Here is a 22,710-nt window from a genome sequence, read left to right as displayed (position 1 = left end):
CAGTAACGATCATCCCGCCCTTTTACCAGCGATTTTTGATCTTGTTCTGTAAATTATATAAAATATTCATAGCTTCCATCGGTGTCAGATGTGTCATATCAAGATCACGGATTTCATCTACGATATCATTATCCTGTACGGTGTCAAAAAGTGACATCTGGGCCATATCTACCTGATCATACATGATTTTCTGCTTTTTCTTCGGAGCGGTCAGATCTTTAACTGCAGCTGTGATATCAGCGTCGCTCAGTTCCTCTACCAGCTCCTTCGCGCGACTGATAACAGAATCCGGAACACCTGCCAGCTTGGCAACCTGAATACCATAACTCTTGTCAGCGCCGCCTTTGACAATCTTTCGAAGGAAAACAATATCGTCGCCCTTTTCTTTGACTGCAATACAGTAATTGTTCACTCCCGGAATCTTGCCTTCCAGCTCGGTCAGTTCGTGATAGTGTGTCGCAAAAAGAGTCTTCGCACCGCAAAGCTTTGTATTGCTGATGTGTTCGATCACTGCCCAGGCAATGGCAAGTCCGTCAAATGTACTTGTACCACGTCCGATCTCATCGAGGATCAGAAGACTCTTTGCGGTAGCATTACGGAGAATATTTGCAACCTCTGTCATCTCTACCATAAAAGTACTCTGACCGCTTGCAAGATCATCAGAAGCCCCGACACGGGTAAAAATCCGGTCTACGATTCCGATATTTGCTTTTTCCGCCGGAACAAAACTTCCGATCTGCGCCATCAGAACGATCAGTGCAGTCTGACGCATATATGTAGATTTACCTGCCATATTCGGTCCAGTAATGACAGAAACACGCTTTTTCTGGTTGTCCAGATATGTATCGTTCGCAATAAACATGTCGTTCTCGATCATCTGCTCAACAACCGGATGACGTCCGCCTTTGATGTCAAGGACACCATTCTCGTTAATCTTTGGTTTCACGAAATTGTTGCGTTCTGCCACAAGTGCAAGTGAAGCAAATACATCAAGTGCCGCAACTGCTTTTGCGGTCTTCTGGATACGTACAACTTCCTGTCCGACCTTTTCTCTTACATCTGCAAACAATTCATATTCCAGAGCATAGAGGCGGTCTTCCGCACCAAGGATCAGATCTTCCAGGTCTTTCAGTTCCTGTGTGATATAACGCTCTGCATTTGCCAGTGTCTGTTTCCGGACATAGTTGTCCGGAACCTGGTCTTTAAACGAATTTGTCACTTCAAGAGAATAGCCGAATACACGGTTATATTTGATCTTGAGGGTTTTGATACCGGTGCGTTCTTTCTCTCTTGCCTCAAGTTCTGCCAGCCATTTCTTGCCGTCTGTACGGGAGCGGCGGTATTTGTCTACGTCCGGATTAAAACCTTCCCGGATGATACCTCCGTCTTTTTGTGCAAGCGGCGGATCTTCTACGATCGCGCGTTTGATCAGATTCGTCACATCTTCCAGCGGATCCATGTCTTCATAGATCTGCCTCAGGACAGGTGCCTCAAAATCTTTCAGAATCTGACGGATAAACGGAAGCATTTCCAGTGAAGATGCAAAAGAAACCATATCTCTCGGATTTGCAGACTGATAGCTGATACGGCTGACCAGTCGCTCAAGATCATAGATCGGGTTTAAGTATTCTCTGATCTCTTCGCGGAGCATCGGTTTCTGTGTCAGTTCTTCCACTGCTGCCAGTCTCCGGTTGATCTCGTCAGCATCGATCAGCGGCTGCTCTACATATCCACGCAGTGTACGGGCACCCATTGCCGTCTTTGTCTTGTCCAGAACCCACAGAAGAGATCCACGTTTCTGTTTTTCGCGAAGGGTTTCTACAAGTTCAAGATTTCGTCTTGTAGAACTGTCGATCAGCATAAATTTATCTGCCGTGTATGGATGGATCGTTGCCATATGTGACAGTGCCGTTTTCTGTGTCTCGTTGAGATACTGGAACAAAGCACCTGCTGCGATCACACCGCTGTCATAATCCTGAAGCCCCAGACCTTCCAGCGTATTTACATGGAAGTGTTCTTTCAGAGTACGCTGACAGAGACTGTCATCAAAATACCAGTTATCCAATGGGAAAATACAGATTCTCAGGCGGTCCTTTAAATCTTCTGTATCAACTCCGCTCATAAAAAAGGCTTCATTACAGATAATTTCTGCCGGAACGAATTTATTGATCTCGTCAAGCAGCTTCTGTGGTCTGTCTACCTCGGTCAGGAAACAGTCACCGGTAGTAATATCTGCAATAGCACAGCCAAAATGGTCTTCGAGTGAAACGATCGACATCAGATAGTTGTTTTTGGATTCATCCAGAGATGTTGCATCCAGCGTTGTTCCCGGTGTCACCACTCGGATAACTTCACGCTTTACAAGTCCCTTTGCTTTCTTTGGGTCTTCTACCTGCTCACAGATCGCAACCTTATGCCCTTTTTCGATCAGTCGTTTGATGTACACTTCGGATGCATGAAACGGAATACCGCACATCGGCGCACGTTCTTCCAGTCCGCAGTCCTTTCCGGTCAGTGTCAGTTCCAGTTCTTTAGATACAAGAAGCGCATCGTCAAAGAACATTTCATAAAAGTCACCCAGCCTGTAAAAAAGCACACAATCCTTATATTTTTCCTTTGTTTTGCAGTATTCCTGCATCATCGGTGATAATGTACTGGTATCAGCCGGAAACCCCGTGTTTATGCGGGTTGTGGATGCCTCATATTCTTTTTTGACCCACTTTTGACCCATTTTTTTTTCTTCTTCAATGTTTCTTGCTTTTTCCAAATATTTAAACCTCTTCCTAAAATCTCATTTCATCAGCAAAATCAGCTTTCTTTTCCATACTTTTCTTCATAATTTCTTATCGTGGTTGCTTTAAGATTCCGAACCTTATAAAGTTCCATCCATTTCTCATACCATTTTAAAACGGACATACTCGAATCAAAGCCTGGAACACCTGGGAGAACCTCCGCTAAATACATGCTTCTTTGCTTTCTCACTTGCTGAAGATTTGTTCCATAGATAGAAAAAGGCGGTTTGCCAGAACCCTTAATTGTGATTCTGGCTTCATACCGCCCATCTTTTCTTTGTCGGATTCCCTTACCTATTTCTTTTCCTTTTAGATTTTTCCCATAACATTACCATCCTTTTTCTAATAACAATAGATGATCATGCATGGCACTGGACTTAATTTTAACACAACCCCAAAAACCTTTCAAGACTGCCGATCTATCCATTTCTGAAATTTTTTCTTATCAATCAGTGTTCTGCGCCCAATCCGTACCATGAAACAGTTTTCATTCATCAATGATCTCATTGTGTTGTTTTTTGCACAGTAACGGAAATGACCTGTTTCTTGCCGCTGGCCAGTGTAATGGTCACTTTGATTATTATTTGAATTCCAGCCCTCAGCCTTTTCATTGACAGAGGGCTAATTTTGGCTTAACAATTATTGAGCATCCCTTAACTGATCTACAATGCTGCATTTCGCTGTGTTATCATACATCATGCAAGGAATCAGCCACCCAAGCAGAAGAAATACCGGAATTGTCAGCAGGACAGGCAGAACGGTGAACCGATACTCAAAGAACCAGAACATACTGCCCAGCATTTTCCCCGCAAGCGGTCCCACCGCCAGTGAAAGCACAAAGGCCGCCGCTACAGAAGACATTGCGTAAAACAACCCCTCGTAGATCAGCATGGTTTTGAGCTGCCGGTTTGTCATTCCTACAGCCTGAAGCACAGCAAATTCACGGCGGCGGGAAAGAATACCGGTCATCATGGCGTTGAAGAAATTTAAGAGTCCCACCAGCCCAATGATAGCACAGAGGATACCACCTATCAGAAGGAACATCTGCCGGAACTGAGCAAATTCAGAGCGAGCCGTGGCCTTGCTTTCATACATCAAGGGCGAAAACTCACCGGCAGTGAGCTTCGATAGATATTGCTCTGCTTCGGCCTCGTCAACTTCGTCCGCTGTGTCGAACAGGTAGAGCATCGGAATGGCTGCACCACCGCTGTCCCTCTGTGCGGTGTCCACAGACAAAACTACGTCATATCCAATACCACCATAACGATAACTCATGGAATTCGGAAGTTCTACTAAGGCGCAGACCGTGTACTCTACATCTCTGGCTCCATACAATTTTGCCTGAAAGTACTCCTCCGGTGTATCTTCGGTGAGTTCCCCGGTGCGGCTGTCGATATATTTCACATCGTCCGCATAGGTAACGGTGATCGTGTCTCCCACCTTGGGGTAGTATTCAAGATTGGGCAGATTACCGTAGTCATCTAAGGAAACCGCAATGGCAATGGCGTTATTGTCCGGCTCCAACATGGGAGAAATATCTCCGTCGAATACTTGCAGCTTGTCAAACAGACTGTTATCCAGAGCCTCGATCCTGGTATCTCCCATCACCATATTGCCCCGGTGCTCCAGACGGCTCATATGGCTGTCCAACTGCTCGGCGCTTTCGTACCTTGCATAGTCCTGCCGCAGAGCATCCTCCGTCATCCACAGGTAGGCGGGTTTTCGCACAGCATATCCCGTGCCGGAAAGACTGGCCTTTGTGTTTGCTGCGATCTCCTCGATCTGTTCTGGCGTGATGAATTCATCTGCCGGGTTGTAACGGAAATAGTCGGGCGTGCTGACGATAAAATCGGCGCAGGTCATGGCGGATACATACTTCTCCATGCTGAAGCCGCCCACAAAGGCACACAGCGCATTGAACAGTGTCACCGACAGTGCCAGAGACACCACCACCAGCACCGTCTTTTTCTTGTTTCGTCCCAGATTGGCAAAGGCCATCTGATGGAGCTTTGCTCCCCGGATGCTGCGCCGTTTTTTCTTGGTCTGCATCACATCCGTATATTTGGTAGCCTCCACCGGAGAGACCTTAGCTGCCATTTTTCCGGGCTTGGAACAGGACAAGAGCACCGTCAACAAGGCGAACAGCATAGAACCAAGGAAGATCACAGGCGATGTGCTGATGGTGGTGATGCCTGCATCCAACCGGGTGGAGCGCAAGACAACAGGAACCAAAACAGCGCCAATGCCGTAGCCCAGCAGCAGCCCCGCCGGAATACCGATCAGACAAAGCAGAAGTGCCTGCTGGCGAATGATGCGTTTGAGCTGCCGGGGCGTTGTGCCAATGGTTTTCAGAAGTCCGTAAAACCGGATATCCCCCGCAACAGAGATCTGGAAAATGTTATAGATGATAAGATACCCGGTAAAAATCACCAGCAGCAAAAAAGCTGCTATGGCAATCACAAGTTCCGGGTCGAGCTGCGACTCCAGCTGGGATGAGGTATATCCCCAGTTGACGCCGATCCGGACGCTGTTGGTATCGGTATAGCTGTCCCATGTGTAACCAAGATCGGTATCCACCTGCTCCATCTGCCCTTGAATGTTTGTGCCGGAGGCCAGCATGACATTCAAATCGGTGCGGAAAGGCTGTAAACCTGTTTTCACTGCCTGCGCTTCGATGTCATCTGCGTAATCACGGCTGATGTTGATGTAATGAACAGGCATTAGTTCATCATAGTCCCAATAGCCCACCAGCGTAAAGGTATCTGTTACAGTAAAGGCGGTTTGATCCTTGTCCGTAATGGAATAGGAAACCGTGACCTCGGCGCCCAGCTCCGGCGTTACGCCAAGCAGCTGCAACGCTGCCGTATCCATGGCTACCTCTTTGCCGCTTTCGGGCATCCGTCCGGTAGTAGGGGTGGCATAGCTCCATTTGGTGCAGTTGGCATCCATGTAGCTGATCTCTGCCGGTATTTTGGCAAAGACCCCCTCCGCAGTGATACCGATTACCTTCCGTGCCCCCGTAGCCTTCACCTTTGGGTGGACAGCGATGCGTTCCGCCTGCTCGGGGGAAACATCCTTAAAGGTGCCATGCGCATAGCCGCCTACCTGCCGAAACTGGTAGGTTTCATAACTGGCGTTCAGCGACAAGACAATGGTGAACATGGAAGTAAATAGCAGCGTTGTCAGCGCAATGGCAAAAATAGCGATCAGATTGCGGCGACGGTTCGCATAAAGAGATTTTAAGCTGAGCTTTCGAATACATTTTCGATTTTTGACATTCATCGTAGCCACCTCCCGTTAGTTCTGGGAGACGATCCGACCATCTTCGATACGGATAATGCGGTCTGCCATCTGTGCAATTTCTTCGTTGTGAGTGATCATTACGATTGTCTGGGAGAACTTTTGACTGGTGACTTTCAAAAGACTTAATACATCCTGGCTGGTTTTGGAATCCAGATTGCCGGTGGGTTCATCTGCCAGAATGATAGCGGGTGCTGCCGCCAGCGCACGGGCAATGGCTACCCGCTGCTGTTGACCACCTGAGAGCTGATTGGGCAGTGCATCCAGACGGTCACTCAATCCAAGCGTCTGCCCGATCTGCTTCACAAAAGATTTATTTACCTTTCCACCATCCAGTTCAATGGGAAGAATGATATTTTCATATACATTCAGCACCGGAACAAGATTGTAGCTCTGAAATACAAAGCCGATTTTTCTGCGGCGGAAGATGGTCAGCGCCTCCTCCTTCAGGGAGAAAATATCCTGTCCGTCCACCATGACCGTGCCGTTTGTAGGGCGATCCAGCCCGCCCAGCATGTGCAGCAGCGTGGATTTGCCGGAGCCGGATGTGCCGACAATTGCAACAAATTCGCCCTTCTTTACACTTAAATCAACTCCATCCAACGCATGAACTGCGTTATTGCCGGAGCCATAAATCTTTTTCAGGTCTTTTGCCTGTAAAACCTCCATAAACGAGTACCTCCATGAAAAAATCTGTATGTATGAAAGGAAACGATCCTTTGATACATACAGATTATCGCATAGGATTCTTTCCATATTCTTTCCGGCGGAAAATGAAATCTAACAATTTTGATAGAATTGTTATTATTTCGGCAGAAATATGGAAAACGTACTTCCTTTTCCCGGAACGGAAGCAACCTTGATATAACCGCCCTCACCGGATATAATCTGTCGGGCAAGGTATAAGCCGATGCCAACCCCTTCTTGTTCCTGAACAGCATTTGAACGATAAAAACGGGAAAATATCTTTGCCTGCTCGTTTTCCGGGATACCTGAACCGGTATCCGATATATCGATCCTTGTAAACATTTCGTAACTTACGGTAGAAATCGTGATTGTTCCATGCTCCGTATATTTGATGGCATTGTCTACAATATTAGCCAGTGCTTCCGCTGTCCATTTGAAGTCAAATGTAGCGGAAATATCTGTATCGTACAGATATATGGATAATCCTTTTCCAGAAGCCTTGGCGGCATATTGTTCTACTACGCTTTCAAGCAGCGGCTGAAGTGATGCTTGCTGAGGGGAAAGTGAAATGATCCCATTTTCCAGTCTGGAAAGTTTTACGAGAGAATCAATCAGAAATCGTAGCTTTTCCGATTGTTTGTACAGTGCCTCCACGTTTTCCTTTGCCGATGCAGGCAGAGTTTCCTCCATCAAAAGCTCGCTGTATAACAGCAGGTTTGCAATCGGCGTTTTCGTCTGGTGGGAAATGTCCGCAATCAAGGATTTGATTTTTTCTTTTTCCTGTGCCATATTTCGAGAAGATGCTTCTGCGGCAGAAAGATAGTGTGCAAACTTTGTTTCCAAAGCAGACAGCTGGCTTTCATCAAAAGTGATTTCAGAAAAAGAACCGGTCATGGCAACGTCCAACATCCTTTCGATTTCTTCCATCGTTTTTCTGACCTTTCTCCGCTCCCATAATACAACAGCTACCGCCGCCAGAGAACACAGCAGTATGATCATGATGCCGCTTTTATTCATCTTTTGTCACCCAGCTATAACCGATTCCATAGATGGTTTTAATGTATTTCTGTGCCCCAAGCTTATCCCTCAAACGCTTGATCGTAACAGACAAAGCATTTTCATCCACATATTCTGCACCATCTGTCCAGATCCTGTCTATAAGGTTTCCACGCGTCATGGTCTGACCGCGGTTTTCAACAAGCAGACGCAGTAATTTTTGTTCTGTTTTACTCAATTCTACTTTTGAATCTCCCACATAAAAGGTCATTGCTTCAAAGTCAAAGTGAAATAGATCAATATGGATCGGTGCATTTTTATGGCTTGACGCTTGCTTTCGCAGTTGGGTATTCACCCTTGCCCGCAAAACCGAAAGAGAAAAGGGCTTGGTAATGTAATCATCAGCGCCCCTCTCCAGTCCGTCCACGATGTCCAGATCGGTATCATTGGCAGTCAGCAGAATAACAGGAATCCCGGGTGTGTTTTCCTTGACCTCCCGTAGCAATTCAAGCCCACTGCCATCCGGCAGATTGATATCTAACAGGATCAGGGATACACCGCCGCAAAGCATCTGCTCCTTCGCCGTTTTCAGGTCTTGGCAGGAAATGATTTTCCGATCATCTACTTTCAGTGCTTTGCATAAACCTTGATTCAAACCAATATCATCTTCAACAATCAATAATTGCTCCATATATCTCACTCCCTCGTTACTCAAAGGTATTCGGCAAAGATAATAACAAGACAAAAAAATAACCGCTCCAGCGTGAAGTGAACGGTTATTTTCAATCAATTAAGTATGTGGACTAACCGTTTATCGGCAGCACACTTTTTCTATAATCATATTAGCACGCATATGTGACAATGTCAAAAAATTTCTTCATTCTCTTGGTTATTAATCTCCTTGATCAGCTGTACTGCCTTCTCTGCATCATCGGTTTTCACGAATATATTCACACCATATATTCCAAATCCAGGTGCTCCATGCATTGCAACATTCGCACCTGCTTCCTGGGAAAAAGCTTCTATTTCACTTTGCTTTAACATTTCTACGAGCTGTTCTGTCTCTACTATATTCTGTGCATTATAAATCTTTGTCCATTCTGTCTTAGATTGGGAAGTTTCTTTTCTCTCCTTTTTTCTTTTCTACTTATTACATACGTTTTCTGTACGTGAAACGCAAAATAATAAGTAGAAAATCATAAAAAGACCTTCTATATTATTATAGGTAAGTTCTCGCCATCATCCCTTGCCTTTTTCTCGATGTTCCTTTAGTTTAAGAAACGATTCGTCACTGATACAGTGTTCAATACGGCAGGCCTCCGTTTCCGCTATATTAGGTCTTACTCCCGCAGATATAAGCTGCTCCTTAAAAAATTTATGTCGTTCATAAATTTTTTCCGCAACCTTTCGCCCTTCCTCTGTTAAAGAAATGAAGTGCTTATCGTCCTTTGTAAGAAAACCGCCATCACATAAGACATTAACTGCATGGCATACGCTTGGCTTTGATACTCCCATGTGTCGAGCGATGTCTACCGAGCGGACGCTTCCAAATTTTTTATAGAGAACCAAAATTGCTTCTAAATAATCTTCTCCAGATGCATAAAGGTTCATAAGTCCTCCTTTACTGAGCCAGCTTCCAGCCGATGGCCTCCTGTCTGGCCGATACAAAATCGGCATACAGGCCCTTTTGCTGGATCAGCTCCGCATGAGTGCCGCGCTGGACGATATGAGCGTTGTCCAGTACAAGGATCTGATCGGCGTTGCGGACGGTTTTCAGACGGTGGGCAATCATGATGATGGTCTTGTCATGGGTCAATGCCTCGATAGCCCGCTGCAATTCATCCTCATTCTCCGGGTCAACGCTGCTTGTTGCCTCGTCCAAAATGATGATAGGTGCGTCCTTCAGCATGGCGCGGGCGATGGAAATCCGCTGTTTCTCGCCGCCGGACAAAGTACCGCCTCCCTCGCCAATCACGGTGTCATAGCCATCCGGCAGGGCAGAAATAAAGTTATGGCAGCAAGCCTTTTTCGCCGCTTCAACCACTTGTTCATGGGTAGCATCCGGGCAGCCAAACTTGATATTGTTCTCAATCGTATCTGCAAATAGGTACACGCTCTGGAACACCATCGAGATATTCTTCATCAGGCTGTCCAGCTTGAAATCTCGTACATCCGTACCGCCTATGGTAATCTTCCCGGCATTCACATCCCAAAAACGGGCAATCAGGTTGCACATCGTTGTCTTTCCTGCCCCGGAAGGGCCGACAATGGCCGTAGTCGTTTTTTCTGTAATGGTAAAGCTGACCTGGTCTAATATCTTACGGTCTGCGTAGGAAAAATCCACCTTGTTAAACACGATCTCGCTGGACTTCGGCGTAATATCAGCGCCTTTCTCGTCCATTACCGGCGTGTCATCAATGGAGTTTGCCGTATCCATCGAGGCCGCCAGCATTTGCAGCAAAGAGGCCATATTCCCGGCGTTCTCCAAATCGTTGAACACCATGAAAGAAGCAATCACCAAAATCAGACCGTAGGCCAGCGGCAGGGAGCCGTCCAGCCAGAACCAGACCGAGGCCAAAAGTAACAGGACGCTGAACACTCGGACAACAGCCTGTTTGATAGCGTCATAGGGAACACTGGCCTTTGTCAATTTCAGGTTATCCCGGCAGCTCGCCTTAAATGCACTGCCGATAGACTGCGTGCTGTCCCGTTCCAGTCCAAATGCTTTAACAATCCCCATCCCCTGAATGTACTCCAACACAGACTCCACAAGGGACTCCTGTGTGTGCTGGCGTACACCGCTGAGCGCGGCTGATTTGCGAAGCGCCAGTTCCGCCGCCGCAAGGTAAATCAGGACACCGGCAGTGGCCACAAGACCGATCCGCCAGTCAAATACCAACAGGACGATGACGAGGGCAACCGAGTTGAAAAAACCGCCCAGCACTGACACCAGGACACGGGCTGCTGAGTTCTCTACATCACCCAAAGTTGTTGTGACAATGGCGGTAATATTCCCAATACTATTCATGTTGAAGTAGCCCATCGGGATGTAGCGCAGCCGATCTCCGATGTGGATACGCTTTTCCGCCACCATGCAATAGCCGGTTTCCGTCTGCTCCATCGTGGAAAAATAGGTCGTGATGATACGCCCAATGAGGGAAACGGCCATAATTCCCAGCGAAATGCAGATAAACTTTCCGTCCCGGTTGTCAGATACTAACGCGCCGATCACTACAAAGAGGGCGGCAAACTGCATGGCTGAAAACAGCCCGGACAGGAATGAGAATAACAGGGATTTTTTTAGAAGCCCCTTTTTGCTGCCTGCAAAAGCAAAGATTTTTTTCAATGTTCCATACATCTGACAACCCCCCTTACATCTGGTCTTTCGCGCCGATGTGCGCCTGCCACATATCCCGGTAGAGGGGGCAGGTTTCCAGCAGCTTCTCATGCGTACCCTGTGCGTGGATGGTTCCATCCTTCACCACAACGATGTTATCTGCGCCAACAATGGTAGACAGCCGGTGTGCGATCACAATCAGGGTCTTGCCGACAGTTAAAGTGGAAATGGCTTTCTGCACCAGCGCCTCATTCTCTGGGTCGATATAGGCAGTTGCCTCGTCCAAAATGACAACCGGCGCATTTTTCAGCATGGCGCGGGCGATGGCAATCCGCTGGCGTTCACCGCCGGAAAGATGGGAACCGGCGCTGCCGACAACCGTATCATAGCCATTATCCAGCTTGCGGATAAAGGCGTCGCAGCCGCTTTGTTTGGCTGCCTGCTCCACCTCTGCATCCGTGGCACTGGGTCTTCCCATGCGGATATTCTCCCGGATACTGCGGTTAAACAGGTAGTTGTCCTGAGATACATAGGATATCTGGTCTGCAATTTCAGACAGCGGCATATCCTTCAGCTCATGGCCGCCGAGGGTAATGCTGCCGGATGTAACATCCCAATACCCGGCAATCAGCTTCGCCACCGTAGACTTGCCGGAGCCGGACGGCCCTACAAGGGCGGTCATGGTTCCGGGGTGGATGGCGAGATTCACATCATGCAAAACCTCTGTTGTCCCGTCATAGGAAAACGACACAGACCTAAGAGAAATGCCGGTATCTTCCAGCTTGATCGGCGTTTCTTTATGGTTCAGTTCTTCGGCGTTCAGAAGCTGGCTGATTTCTTCCACATTTGTCCCCAGTACAGCCAAATCGTCCGTAAAGGTAAAGGCCGCAATAATCGGCCCAACAAGGCCCAGCGAGAAAATCACAATGGACAGGAAGGTGGAAAGCTCCAGACTGCCGGAGAGCCAGAACGCGAAGCCACAGGGCAGCACGCAGATTAGCACTGAGGGCAGGATGGCGTTGTAGGCACTCATGGTTTTCTGGTTTTCACGCATCCAGTTCACATAATAGTTGGCGTTATAATTCACCGCGTCAGAATATTTTTTGTAGGAACCGGCGAACTGGCTGAACGCTTTTACCACCTCAATCCCGCCGATGTATTCTACAATGGCGTTTGCCATCTGCTTTCCCGCTTTAACCGCGCCCTCCCATTTGACGGGATAATTCTTCATACCGGCGGACATGACAGCAAGGCCCACCACCAGCGTAACAAGGGACAGGAGCGCCATGCGCCAGTCCATAACGAACAGATATACGACAATCACCAAAGGCACCAGCACATTTGCGGTCATTTCCGGGATCAGGTGCGCAAAGGTCGATTCCATGCCTTCAACCCGGTCAACAATCGTCGTTTTATACTGGCCGGACGGAGTATCTAAAATCGTCCCCATCGGGACGCGAGCCAGCTTTGCGGTGATATTCTCCCGCAGATCGCGTAGCGTGTAATAGGTCGCTGTGTGGGAAATCGTTGTAGAAAGACAGGAAAACAGCACCTTTCCAAAGTAGCCGCACAGTGCAATAATACCAGCAGTCACATAGCGGGAAAAATTCTGTTCCCCAGACAACATCATTGTGACAATATGCGCCACGCAGAAATAGGGCACCATCTGGCAGGCCACGCCTAATACCGCAAGGATAACACTGCCAATGAATTTCCCGTGATATAGCTTGCCCCATCCCCATAAGACGCCTATGGGCGACTCTTTCTTTTCCTCCTTCATTCTGTGGACACCTCCTTCTTCATATCACTCAGGAAAAACTTTAGCAGGCGTTCTCGGCCATCGCTGTCCTCTATGGAATAACTTTCCTGAATTTGCCCGTTTTCTAAGTGAAGGACATAATTGCAGCAGCGTAGAATAAATTCCGGGTCATGCGTTACCACAAGCGCAGTTCTTCCAGTATTCGCCACCTGATTAACAACATTGGCAACCTGCCTCATGTGAAACAGGTCAAGACCGCTGGTCGGTTCATCAAATAAAATCAGAGGCCGCTCCGAAGCAATCGCAGAGGCAACCGCCACGCGCTGCTTTTGGCCGCCGGACAGTCCCATCGGGTGGCAGTCCTCATAAGGCAGCAGGTCCATCTCCTGCAAGATTTCTCTTGCCCTCTGCTTATCCTCAGTTCCCATACTGAGCAGAATTTCATCCAGAACACTTTCAGTAAAGAGTTGGTGGTTCACATCCTGCATGACCATATAGCAGAGTTTCAATCGTTCTTTTCTGGAATAAGTCTTGCTCTGATCCTGCACTGTTCCCTTGAAGTGCTTTTCCAATCCGCATAGACACCGGGCAAATGTGGATTTTCCAGCACCATTATGTCCGATGATGGCCGTGGCGCTGCCGGATGGGAAAGAGGTTTCCGTTATATGCAAGGTTTCCGGCTCATGCTTATAGGCGAAGGACACATTCTTTATCGTCCAAACCGCCTCATTCATTCTCTGCGGCGTGCCTTCAACTTCTGAAAGCCCCGCAAGATCAAGAGGGCGCAATCCCATATCATCGCGCTGTCTTGCCGACAGGCCGCAAAATTCCTTTGCTGTATAATCACCTTCGATTTCTCCATCTTTCAGGTACAGGACACGGTCAAAGAGGCCGGACAGATAATACAGCCGATGTTCAGAGATGATGATGGTCTTTCCCTGCGATTTCAAAGTAAAGAGTAGCTGTCTGAAATCAGCGATAGCGTATGCGTCAAGGTTGGATGATGGCTCATCAAGCACATAAATATCCGGGTCAATCGCTGCTGCCGATCCGCAGGCGATTTTTTGCTTTTCACCGCCGGACAAAGAAAAAATACTTCTATCAAGCAGCGGCTCCAACTTTAGCTGTGCAGCTACACGCTTTACACGGTCACGCACAAGATCTTCCGCTATGCCGTGATTCTCTGGGCCGAAAGCCAGTTCGCTGGTCGTGTCCACATTGAAAAACTGAGAACGCGGATTTTGAAATACAGAACCGACTTTCAGAGAAATATCAAACAGTGACAGGTCACGGGTATCCTTTCCATCCAGATAGACGGAGCCGGTATAAGTCCCCTCATGATAATGGGGGATCAAGCCGTTAAACAACCGGGTCATGGTTGTTTTCCCACAGCCGGAAGTCCCGCAGAGCAGGACAAAAGAACCGTCCTCAATAGTGCAGGAAATATGTTTCAAAGCGCCACCGGCCTGCCTCTCACTTTCGGGAAGGGTACTGGCAGGATAAGAAAAGGACACATCTTGACATTCAATCATTTCCTTCACCCCCTTGCGGCAAGCACATAGATTTGCGTTGCAAATGCTCCAAGACAGATCAGCAGGAAAATAACATCCTGCACATGAAAACCCAGCTTACAGATATTCGTCCGTTTTACCGGGCCTCCCAATCCCCGCGTAAGGGCTGCCTGGGACAGTTCCTCTCCGATTTTGACGGAGCAGATCATCATGGGAACAATCCGATACTCTAAAATCGTACCAGCTTTACCACCGCCAAAGCGGACGCCACGCATCCGCATGGCGTCCCCAATGGCGCTCCATTCTTCCGCAACCGTGGGAAAGAAGCGAAACATCACAGACATGGGAATGGTGATCTGCTGCGGCAGGTGGAGCCGTTCCATCGCCGCAACAAATTCGCTGACCGTGGTTGTCGTTACCACAAAATATCCCATGACCACGCTGGGGGTGAACCTCAGCAGAATGCCAACAATGGCTACCGCGATGTAGTTTGCTACGCCAGCCAGTCGTGACAGACCGAACATTTCCAGGCACAGACTGCCTCCAAAAATCAGGATATAGAGAACAGCGCCTTTCCATTTTCTGGCCGTTGACAAAAGTAACAGCGGGATCGCCGCCAACACGATGATGTAATACTGCATGATGCCTTCATACGAACCGCCTAAAATAAAGACAGCTATGGTAATCAGTACCGCCAGTTTTGTCCGGGGGTCTAATAAAATTCCGCGATTGTTTTTTTGACTTGCAAGAAGTTCGCGGCTCATTACACAATTCCCGCCCGCTCAAAGTGCTTTTTGAAAATCTTTCGTCCGATCAGGCCACCGACAAGACCACTGACGAAAGCAGCAATAAGCAGTACCGGCAAAATCCAGTCGGGCATATAGGCCATGAGCGTGTCGGCATATTCCTGACCGTAGCCGGGGAGCAGGTTCTGGTAGTAAGCGTCACGTGTCACAACGATGGGAATAAAGGCGCCGATTACCCACATGGAAAAAACGCCGTGAATCAACACTTCGCGCTTGGCATTTTTGTAGTCACAGGCTTTCATCATAAAATCGGAAATCAGCCCGAAGATCAGCCCGGTAGGGATGCACCACCAGCCCATGCCGGTCAGCAGCATAATGATACCCAGCAGCACTCCGCAGATGGTGAGCATACCGAATTTCTTAATTTTGGAGAAGAACAACATCATCGGAATACCGCCGACAAGCGGCACGATCACGCTGATAAGCGGAATAAAGATCGGGATAAAACCGATAGACGCCGCTGCGAAAATGACGATAAAGTAAATCGCCGTAAAAATACCGATGTTGATTAAGTCCTTTCCTTGCAATTTGTTGTTCATTGCGAAACCTCCTAACATGATTACTTTCGTCTTTGTTAGTTCTTGCTAACCAGCCCTAATGATAGCATAAATTCAGCTGTGCTTCTATGCACATATCGGTATTTTAAGCCCGTATAGCAAGGAGTTTTTTCGCTCTGCCAGATATCCATTGACCGGGAGTTTTCTCGCAGGTATAATAATATCAGCGATTTTGCGTGATGAAAGGGGCGAAGCAGTTGCGTAACATGATATACAACATTTTAGAAAACAGCGATGCTGTTTCTGGTGTGACCTTGAAAAACAGTCCAAATAGCAGCACATTGCTTTTGGATCGGGCAGATGGCAAGGGACGCATGACATTCCATACGCTCTTTCCGGGGCTGACTTTGGCTTTTATTTTTGTAAACGCTCCCGTATGGCCGGAGTCGGATGAAAATTCAAATCTAAAGCCTTTGCTGATTAACTATTGCGTTTCGGGCAGAAGTGAATTGCTTCTGGATGACGGCTCCTACATTTACCTGAAGGAAAATGATTTTTGTGTCAGTGAACAGACCGCACAGAAAGAATATATCTTTCCCACACGGCAATATCAGGGCATAAAAATATACTTTGACCTGCCACTTCTTTTACAGTCCTGCGGTGAACTTTTGAAATCTTTTTCACTTGACCTCCCTACGCTGGAAAAAAGTTATTGTGGCAACCATAAGACATATATCAACGAAGCGGACAGCGAGCTGGAAAATATATTTCAAAAACTCTGGCGGCTATCCGAAAGACCCTCTGCCTTCCTTTTGCAAATCTATACTCTTGAACTTCTCCACCGGCTTCTTAACATGGAAATCCGGCCTCCGAAAACTTGCGGCTTCTACACGGAAACACAGGTTGAAATTGCAAAAAGGGCGGCACAAATCCTTTCTGATGACCTTCGCCAGCACATCCCTGTAAGACAGATTGCAGAACGATTTTCGGTCAGTGAAACCAGCCTGAAAAATTATTTTAGAGGCGTATATGGACAGAATATATCCACCTGGCTGCGGGAAATCCGTATGAACGAAGCCGCAAGGCTTCTTTCGAACACAAAGCGTCCGATTGCCGAAATATCAGAACAGGTTGGCTATTCTAATCAAGGAAAATTTGCAGCTGTATTTAAAAAACAGCTTGGATTATCACCCTTAGAATATCGACGATTCAAAAATTTGGAAAAATACTAAAGCCGAGATAGATTAATACTCTCGGCTTTATTCATTTCACATTCTTTATACAAAATTATCCCTCTAAAAGTTTATTATCATTTGCGTACCTATATTTGTCATTGCACAATGTCAAAGTTTCTTAATTTCTTTATAGGCTGACATAAATTCTTTTTTTCCAACAGGTGCCCATTTAAAACCCAGTTTTTCTAAAATGTATATTGTTTTATCAACTTTGATCTTCCTAATATTTCTACCAATATCCTGAACAATTTGGCATTCAAAAACTAATTGTTTGATCCACTCCTTCTCTTTGATATTTGCTTGTTCGTAATAATTATAGATTTCCTCTACAGAGAGTTCTTTTAAAACCTTGTTTTGCACTTCTTTTCGGTCGGAATCCATAGGAACATTCTCTAAAGTCAGCTTCGAATACTGGCTCTATTGCTATCTTTGTACGGTATCAATGATTGTTACCTCTTTTCCAGCTTCAATCTCTTTGTTGCCGTTCTTATCAGTAGCAACACGCTCTTTTGACTCCGTCCAGTATTGCTTACTTTCTGCATGAACGGGTGTAGTCGGTAAAGCAGTAACGACAGTTGCAAGAGCTAAGAAGCCCGTACACAATCGTTTCAATGTCTTTTTCATAAATCTAATGCTCCTTTCATTTTGGGTAATAAAATAGCCGTCCAATAAGAACGGCTGGACATAGAAAAGGAACGTCATTTTAGGCGTTCCATAGTCTATGAGTTATTCATTTTTTTGTTGTTTCAATACTGATGTGCTGTACCATATCTTTGCATATCTAGGAAAACTTGCGTATCAAGGCTCATTCGTTAGTAGTAAATAAGTAGTAAATTGATGTGTTTGTTTCCTTGAAAATGCTGATAGATACTGTGTTTTAGTGGATAATCAGATTTTTATTGTGTTTTTTATTTAAAAATATATGTTTATGAAAAACACTCTGACTACTAATAAGTTGGAGTGTTTTTATAATTCATATTATATTTATAGATTTACTCTCAGTGCTACACATTCCGGGGGTTGAGGCCGTCCCCAAAGTGCGTTTTGATATCCAAACGCTATGCTTGCCAGATACTTCCGAACACTTTTTAAGGAAACCATACCATCCGTCCAACCATTTTATATTAATTCTCATCCATATTATCTTTCTTCTCCATCAGCTGTTTCAGCTTTTTATTTATTTTGCTTCTATTCTCCTCCTGTAATTTTCCGCAGAATAGATAGCAAAATTTCAGTGCAAACCACCAGATATACAAAGCTTTAAAGCTCTGGAATGCCTGATCATCCAGCATTCCATGTGCCACATTGTTGCGCATGTTAAATCCAAATTTTGAACAGAAAATCGTATTTAAAGCAAATATAAGGTCTTCATCCAGGCTTTCTTTTACTCCTTCCAATTCTAAGACAGCGTGCATTGGTTTTACTTCTTCAATCCCTTCTTCATTCATGTTGTAAACAGGTTCTCCACATTCCACTGCCAGATATCTTACTGCATTTTCTATCTGTGGAATCAGGATACTTAGCGCCGTCAAAAAATCTCCTGAAAAGCCAAACATAAGACCCTTGGTATACGATTCTTTTCTCCCCTCTGGAATCGCACAACTTACATCTACAATCTTTTTTACATCACTCTCTTCGATCACAAATCTGGAACGAATATATTCAAACGTATTTCTCACCAGAATCTGTGCAAAATAATCCATCTCCATGGCTGCTGTCCGCTCCATATTATCCTTAAGCGCACCTTCATCGATTGTTCCATCAGGCTTTTTCACAGGCCTGCTTTTAGCAATTAATTTTCCTCCTTTTCCAAGGATTGCCGCTGGAAATATCGTGTTCAGGATCCCAGTCCTATTTAATACTTGATTCTTTACCTTTTCTCTTACCGGAATCGGAAGAAATGAAGCAAAATAACATAATGCCTCTTCTTTATCAAGATCTTCCAGTTGGCGGAACAGTTCTTTTACAATGCCGCTGGCATCCTGTTTATCACTCCATACCATCATCTCCGAAAGGGAAGCTTCTTCTATCTGTGCTATTTCCTGCAACAGTGCCTTTCTTTCTTCTTCCGTACCCTGTATGGTCTTTAACAACTGAATAACCTCTTTCAAATAGTGAATCTTTCTCATTAAATTTCCTTTGGAAGAGGCCCCGGCATATTCAGCCTCCATCCGGATAGCCTGAATCTTACGTCTTCGTATCGCAATCAGTTTAGGTTCAGTAATACACTTTTTCTTCTGCCAGTTATTTTTTCTGCAATAGAGTTCTTCCAACAGATCACAAAACTTACCAATGAGCGGTGCATCACAGCTATTATCATCGTAAGTTTTCAAGATATTTTCCACATAAGGGATCAGATATCCTGTATCCACTTTTTCCTCCATGGCAGTTTTTATCAAATATCCAATTTTTGCGTGGCTGCTGTTATCATACTCTTCTAATACTTTTATCAGCAGATTCTTTCGCACCTCTTCATTGATTTCCTTGCTTCGGATTTTTTTAGAGATAAACAAGATCCGGTTTATAGCCATGATATGATCTGCAAATGCACCGGTGTTCTTCAAGTGTTCGTAATAAGCCGTTTCTGCTATTTTAGCATTTGAAAAATCATTTTCCACAACCCATAAAAAATCCGATATCTTTGCCTTGTTGATCAGTGCGATGGGATAGCTTCGGATTTCCTCCAGCAATGCCTGATACTCTTCTCTATTTATATCTTTCCGATTCCAAATGCTGCGGGCATAGGAAAACGGTACGTCTTTAGGCGTATCAATCCATCGTTCCACAATAATATCCACCAGAAGATTCCTGAATTCCCCATCCATCGGTCCGCAGAAATCTGTCAGTGCTTTCTCTGCCGTTTGAAAATTAGGTTCTTTTAAAATCTCTGCGATCCGTTCTGCCATTTTTTCTGCCATACATATTCCTCCAACCTTTTTCTATAGGAAAAGTATAACGTATTTTTCTTTTTCCTGTAAAGCAGAAAGACCTGAAAATCCAGGTCTTTCTGTCATCATTTATTAGGAATTGAAATTCACACTCTATTTTATATCCTTAGAGTCCATAGAAGCCGCCCATCCAGCCTGAATCCTTTGTATTACGCTTCCATCCCGTGCATCGATCGTAAGGAGTGGAACACCTGCATCATCCATCGTCACGTCTCCCATGACCAGTCCATCCTCCCCATTTCCATACTCTGGCTCTTGGGATGTCCAGGTTCCATAAAAATCCCACACCGGGATCAGGACTGCTTCGGTATCGCTGCCTTCACTGTCTGGCATGCACATATAGCCCAGCTGTACCTTTGTTATGGTTATCTCTGCACTCTGTGCATCAATGGACGGATAACGGTAGTGGCTTCCTCCATCGACAGATATCATCCGATTCCTGTCTTCTGTCATGACCTGCAAAGTGATCGTTTTTTCAAAGATATCCCTGACCTCATCAAAAGGAAGTAAGAACAGCCTCTCATCGGAAGCATTCGAAGCTTCTATGGGATTTCTGTGCAGAAAACTTTGAAGTGTCCCACTGCAAAAGTCCATTGTCAGTACTTCATTTTCCCATCCTTCAGGCTGTCCTTCATGAAGTGTTCCGTCCTCATTTTCCCATTCAAGAGCCTGCTCATTAACAGGCAGAGAGGTTTCCCTCACATAATTAACCGGAACCCCGTCTATCATCCGTTCAAAAATGAAGTCATCTTTTTCCAGGGTAGTACTTCCTTCTGTAAGTTCTTTTGAAGAACTTTCAAATATCTCCCAGGCTCCGGAAACAAGGCCTGAAACCTTCTCCTTTGCTTCCTTTTCAGAGATTTGGCCACTTCCTGCTTTTATATAATTTTGAAAGCGTTCTTCCCTTTCTTTTTTCTCGTTCGATGCCAGGGTCATGTCCCCACAATCATCAAAGATAAACTTCGCTATCCGAAATTCGAGTTCCTCCACATCAGACTTCTGTTCACTCTTTACATAAGAATAGCGATAGGTCAGTCCATCTACTGTATATATCCCCGCCTGTTCATTCTCATCGTTCTCTTCCTGCATGGGCTGTCCTTTTCCGAATGTGTCTTTTATTTTATTCTGTTCTTCTTCAGGAATCGCCAATCTTTTTACTTTTTTTAAACAGATTGCATCTACATCCGGCACTTTTACCGGTGCATCCGCTGTCAGGGTAAATTTCATCGGGGTTTCTTTATCCTCCCGGTCCGCTGATCTTAGATCTGCCTGGATCGTTGTCTGGTATGTTTCCGGTGCCTCTACCTGTTCTGCAACGGTTTTCTGAACTGTTTCCTTTTTCTCTTCATTTTTCTGTTCTGTCTGATCCTTTTCTTCCACAACAGCAGACTGGACAACACGGTCACATCCGGATAATGTCAAAAGATTCATACACAGAACGGCTCCCATAAACATTTTTATTTTCTTCATCCTTTTTCCATCCTTTCCTTTCGGTATTAAAAAAGGTACCCTCTTCTTATGAGAAAAGAGTACCATATTGCTTCGCCGATGTATTCATCAAGATGTAAACAAATTGTAAATCAGAAGATAGCTCTTACCGTGGTCCCCTCTCTCAGTCTGCTTTCGATTTTCAGGCATCCGCCATGGATTTCTGCCACCTTCACACAGAGTGCCAGCCCAAGTCCTGATCCGCCTTCTTTTCGGCTTCGTGATTTGTCCACCATATAGAATGCATCTGTGATTTTTCCCAGTTCTTCCTCCGGGATCCCCATTCCGGTATCCGACACCTCAAAAATCTTTTTTCCAGCTTTCTCATAAGCCTTTACCAAAATGCTTCCACCGGCATCCGTGGCCTTTAGGGCATTGTCGATCAGGTTTACCAGAAGGCTTTCCATCAAGGCCGGGTCCATTTTCATGGAAAAAGCTTCACATTCCATTTTGAGGTGCACCGTTTTCTTTTCTGCCTGTTCCTTTTCCATGTCTATGACATGGTTTAAAAGATCACCTGCCGTGGTCATTTCCATCTGTATGGCATGGTTCTGATAAAGCCCCAGCATCTGTAGCATCTTCCCAGAAAGAGCCTCCAGGCGTTTTCCCTCCCGGTTGATATGTTCCAGTGCCCGGTCTTTCTGTTCGTCTTTCAGCTTTACATGGCGCAGGGTATCCGAATACCCGATAATGGACGTTAACGGGGTACGCATTTCATGGGAAAGTGCCCCCATGAGCAGCTCCTGTTTCTCTGCCACTTCCTGTAGCTTCTCCATCTGTTCCACAGTTCTTCGCATCATCATATAAATAAAAAGGCCGGCGATCAGGAACACAGACAGATAAATTCCCAAAAACCAGACAGCGGTCTGTCTCAGCTCTGCAAAAAGCCCTGTGACTTCCCGAACAGAGAGGACTTCGTATCCTTCCGGTCTGGATAATGGTTCCAGCTGGAGAAGGAGGTATTTCTGTCCCAGTTTCTGTATCTTGTAGGCATAAGGATCTCCTTCATCCTTTAAGCCTAAGTTTTCGAGCCCCACAACTTTATAATCTGTCAGGTTTTCACTGACGGCATTGCTTTTTCGGTCGATGAGAGCCATGCCTTCCCCACAGCATCGCTGGAACTGAAAGCCCATATAAGCCCGCTTTCCAGTCTCGGACATCTGCTCATATTTGCTGTTATCCCAAAATTGTTCCAGGAGTACCTTTCCATTTTCCAGCTGTCTTCCGTAGGTCTCTGCAGCATTATTGAGGCTTCGTTTTCCTGTGATATAAAGACTTAGCGTTCCCACTGGGATCAGGGCACACAATAGCGTTACCAGCATAAGAAGTACCGTTCGTTTCCACAGCTTCATCC

17 protein-coding genes and 1 pseudogene are annotated in these 22,710 nt (G+C 45.9%); 1 reads left to right on the top strand and 17 read right to left on the bottom strand.

Features of this window, described 5'->3' with window-relative positions:
* Window positions 1–22 precede the first annotated feature (22 nt).
* From mutS to H8Z79_RS04690, 12 genes are all read right to left on the bottom strand, one after another.
* On the bottom strand, window positions 23–2,641 hold the full coding sequence (gene mutS / locus H8Z79_RS04745) for a DNA mismatch repair protein MutS (protein WP_118039770.1): 2,619 nt from the start codon (window positions 2,639–2,641) through the stop codon (window positions 23–25).
* Between the two features lie 790 nt (window positions 2,642–3,431).
* The gene (locus H8Z79_RS04740) at window positions 3,432–6,074 is read right to left on the bottom strand and encodes an ABC transporter permease (RefSeq protein ID WP_118039738.1); all 2,643 of its coding nucleotides are present in this window, start codon (window positions 6,072–6,074) and stop codon (window positions 3,432–3,434) included.
* A 15-nt stretch (window positions 6,075–6,089) separates the two neighbouring features.
* A complete protein-coding gene (locus tag H8Z79_RS04735; protein ID WP_118039739.1) occupies window positions 6,090–6,761 on the bottom strand; it encodes an ABC transporter ATP-binding protein in 672 nt (223 codons plus the stop codon).
* Window positions 6,762–6,896: 135 nt separating this feature from the next.
* Window positions 6,897–7,796, bottom strand: coding sequence for a sensor histidine kinase (locus tag H8Z79_RS04730; protein ID WP_118039740.1), 900 nt, complete (start codon window positions 7,794–7,796; stop codon window positions 6,897–6,899).
* Complete coding sequence (locus tag H8Z79_RS04725) at window positions 7,789–8,466, bottom strand: response regulator transcription factor (RefSeq protein WP_117738836.1); 678 nt, start codon at window positions 8,464–8,466, stop codon at window positions 7,789–7,791. The genes H8Z79_RS04730 and H8Z79_RS04725 overlap by 8 nt, the downstream gene beginning before the upstream one ends.
* Window positions 8,467–8,639: 173 nt before the next feature.
* Window positions 8,640–8,819, bottom strand: coding sequence for a DUF2007 domain-containing protein (locus H8Z79_RS04720; RefSeq protein WP_225876922.1), 180 nt, complete (start codon window positions 8,817–8,819; stop codon window positions 8,640–8,642).
* Between the two features lie 195 nt (window positions 8,820–9,014).
* The gene (locus tag H8Z79_RS04715; RefSeq protein WP_117738837.1) at window positions 9,015–9,386 is read right to left on the bottom strand and encodes a metal-dependent transcriptional regulator; all 372 of its coding nucleotides are present in this window, start codon (window positions 9,384–9,386) and stop codon (window positions 9,015–9,017) included.
* A gap of 10 nt (window positions 9,387–9,396) precedes the next feature.
* Window positions 9,397–11,133 (bottom strand): ABC transporter ATP-binding protein, encoded by a 1,737-nt coding sequence (locus tag H8Z79_RS04710; protein WP_118039741.1) that lies wholly within the window; start codon window positions 11,131–11,133, stop codon window positions 9,397–9,399.
* Between the two features lie 13 nt (window positions 11,134–11,146).
* Window positions 11,147–12,892, bottom strand: coding sequence for an ABC transporter ATP-binding protein (locus H8Z79_RS04705; protein ID WP_187002737.1), 1,746 nt, complete (start codon window positions 12,890–12,892; stop codon window positions 11,147–11,149).
* Window positions 12,889–14,403, bottom strand: coding sequence for an ABC transporter ATP-binding protein (locus H8Z79_RS04700; protein WP_118039743.1), 1,515 nt, complete (start codon window positions 14,401–14,403; stop codon window positions 12,889–12,891). Before H8Z79_RS04700 ends, H8Z79_RS04705 begins: the two co-directional genes overlap by 4 nt.
* Before the next feature lie 5 nt (window positions 14,404–14,408).
* A complete protein-coding gene (locus H8Z79_RS04695) occupies window positions 14,409–15,146 on the bottom strand; it encodes an energy-coupling factor transporter transmembrane component T (RefSeq protein ID WP_118039744.1) in 738 nt (245 codons plus the stop codon).
* Window positions 15,146–15,727 carry an MptD family putative ECF transporter S component gene (locus tag H8Z79_RS04690; protein ID WP_044930260.1) on the bottom strand — a complete coding sequence of 194 codons (582 nt, stop codon included), beginning with the start codon at window positions 15,725–15,727 and terminating at the stop codon, window positions 15,146–15,148. Before H8Z79_RS04690 ends, H8Z79_RS04695 begins: the two co-directional genes overlap by 1 nt.
* Window positions 15,728–15,951: 224 nt before the next feature.
* Between H8Z79_RS04690 and H8Z79_RS04685 the strand changes: the two genes are divergently transcribed.
* Window positions 15,952–16,917, top strand: a complete 966-nt coding sequence (locus H8Z79_RS04685) for an AraC family transcriptional regulator (protein ID WP_117738842.1) — start codon at window positions 15,952–15,954, stop codon at window positions 16,915–16,917.
* A gap of 111 nt (window positions 16,918–17,028) precedes the next feature.
* Here H8Z79_RS04685 and H8Z79_RS04680 read toward each other — a convergent pair whose 3' ends face one another.
* The 5 genes and pseudogenes from H8Z79_RS04680 to H8Z79_RS04660 all read right to left on the bottom strand — a co-directional run bounded on the left by H8Z79_RS04680 (window position 17,029) and on the right by H8Z79_RS04660 (window position 22,708).
* A complete protein-coding gene (locus tag H8Z79_RS04680) occupies window positions 17,029–17,301 on the bottom strand; it encodes a hypothetical protein (RefSeq protein WP_117738843.1) in 273 nt (90 codons plus the stop codon).
* Window positions 17,302–17,418: 117 nt separating this feature from the next.
* Window positions 17,419–17,622, bottom strand: a pseudogene (locus H8Z79_RS17405) (hypothetical protein); the annotation flags it as partial.
* Window positions 17,623–18,044: 422 nt separating this feature from the next.
* A complete protein-coding gene (locus H8Z79_RS04670) occupies window positions 18,045–19,838 on the bottom strand; it encodes a DUF4209 domain-containing protein (RefSeq protein WP_118039746.1) in 1,794 nt (597 codons plus the stop codon).
* Between the two features lie 123 nt (window positions 19,839–19,961).
* Window positions 19,962–21,338 carry a DUF6034 family protein gene (locus H8Z79_RS04665; RefSeq protein ID WP_118039747.1) on the bottom strand — a complete coding sequence of 459 codons (1,377 nt, stop codon included), beginning with the start codon at window positions 21,336–21,338 and terminating at the stop codon, window positions 19,962–19,964.
* A gap of 110 nt (window positions 21,339–21,448) precedes the next feature.
* Window positions 21,449–22,708, bottom strand: a complete 1,260-nt coding sequence (locus tag H8Z79_RS04660; RefSeq protein WP_118039748.1) for a sensor histidine kinase — start codon at window positions 22,706–22,708, stop codon at window positions 21,449–21,451.
* Between the last annotated feature and the right edge of the window lie 2 nt (window positions 22,709–22,710).

The sequence above is a fragment of the Blautia intestinalis genome, assembly GCF_014297355.1.
Taxonomy (GTDB): domain Bacteria; phylum Bacillota; class Clostridia; order Lachnospirales; family Lachnospiraceae; genus Blautia_A; species Blautia_A intestinalis.
Note: the sequence above shows the minus strand (reverse complement) of the source record. Positions and strands in the feature narration are given on the sequence as shown.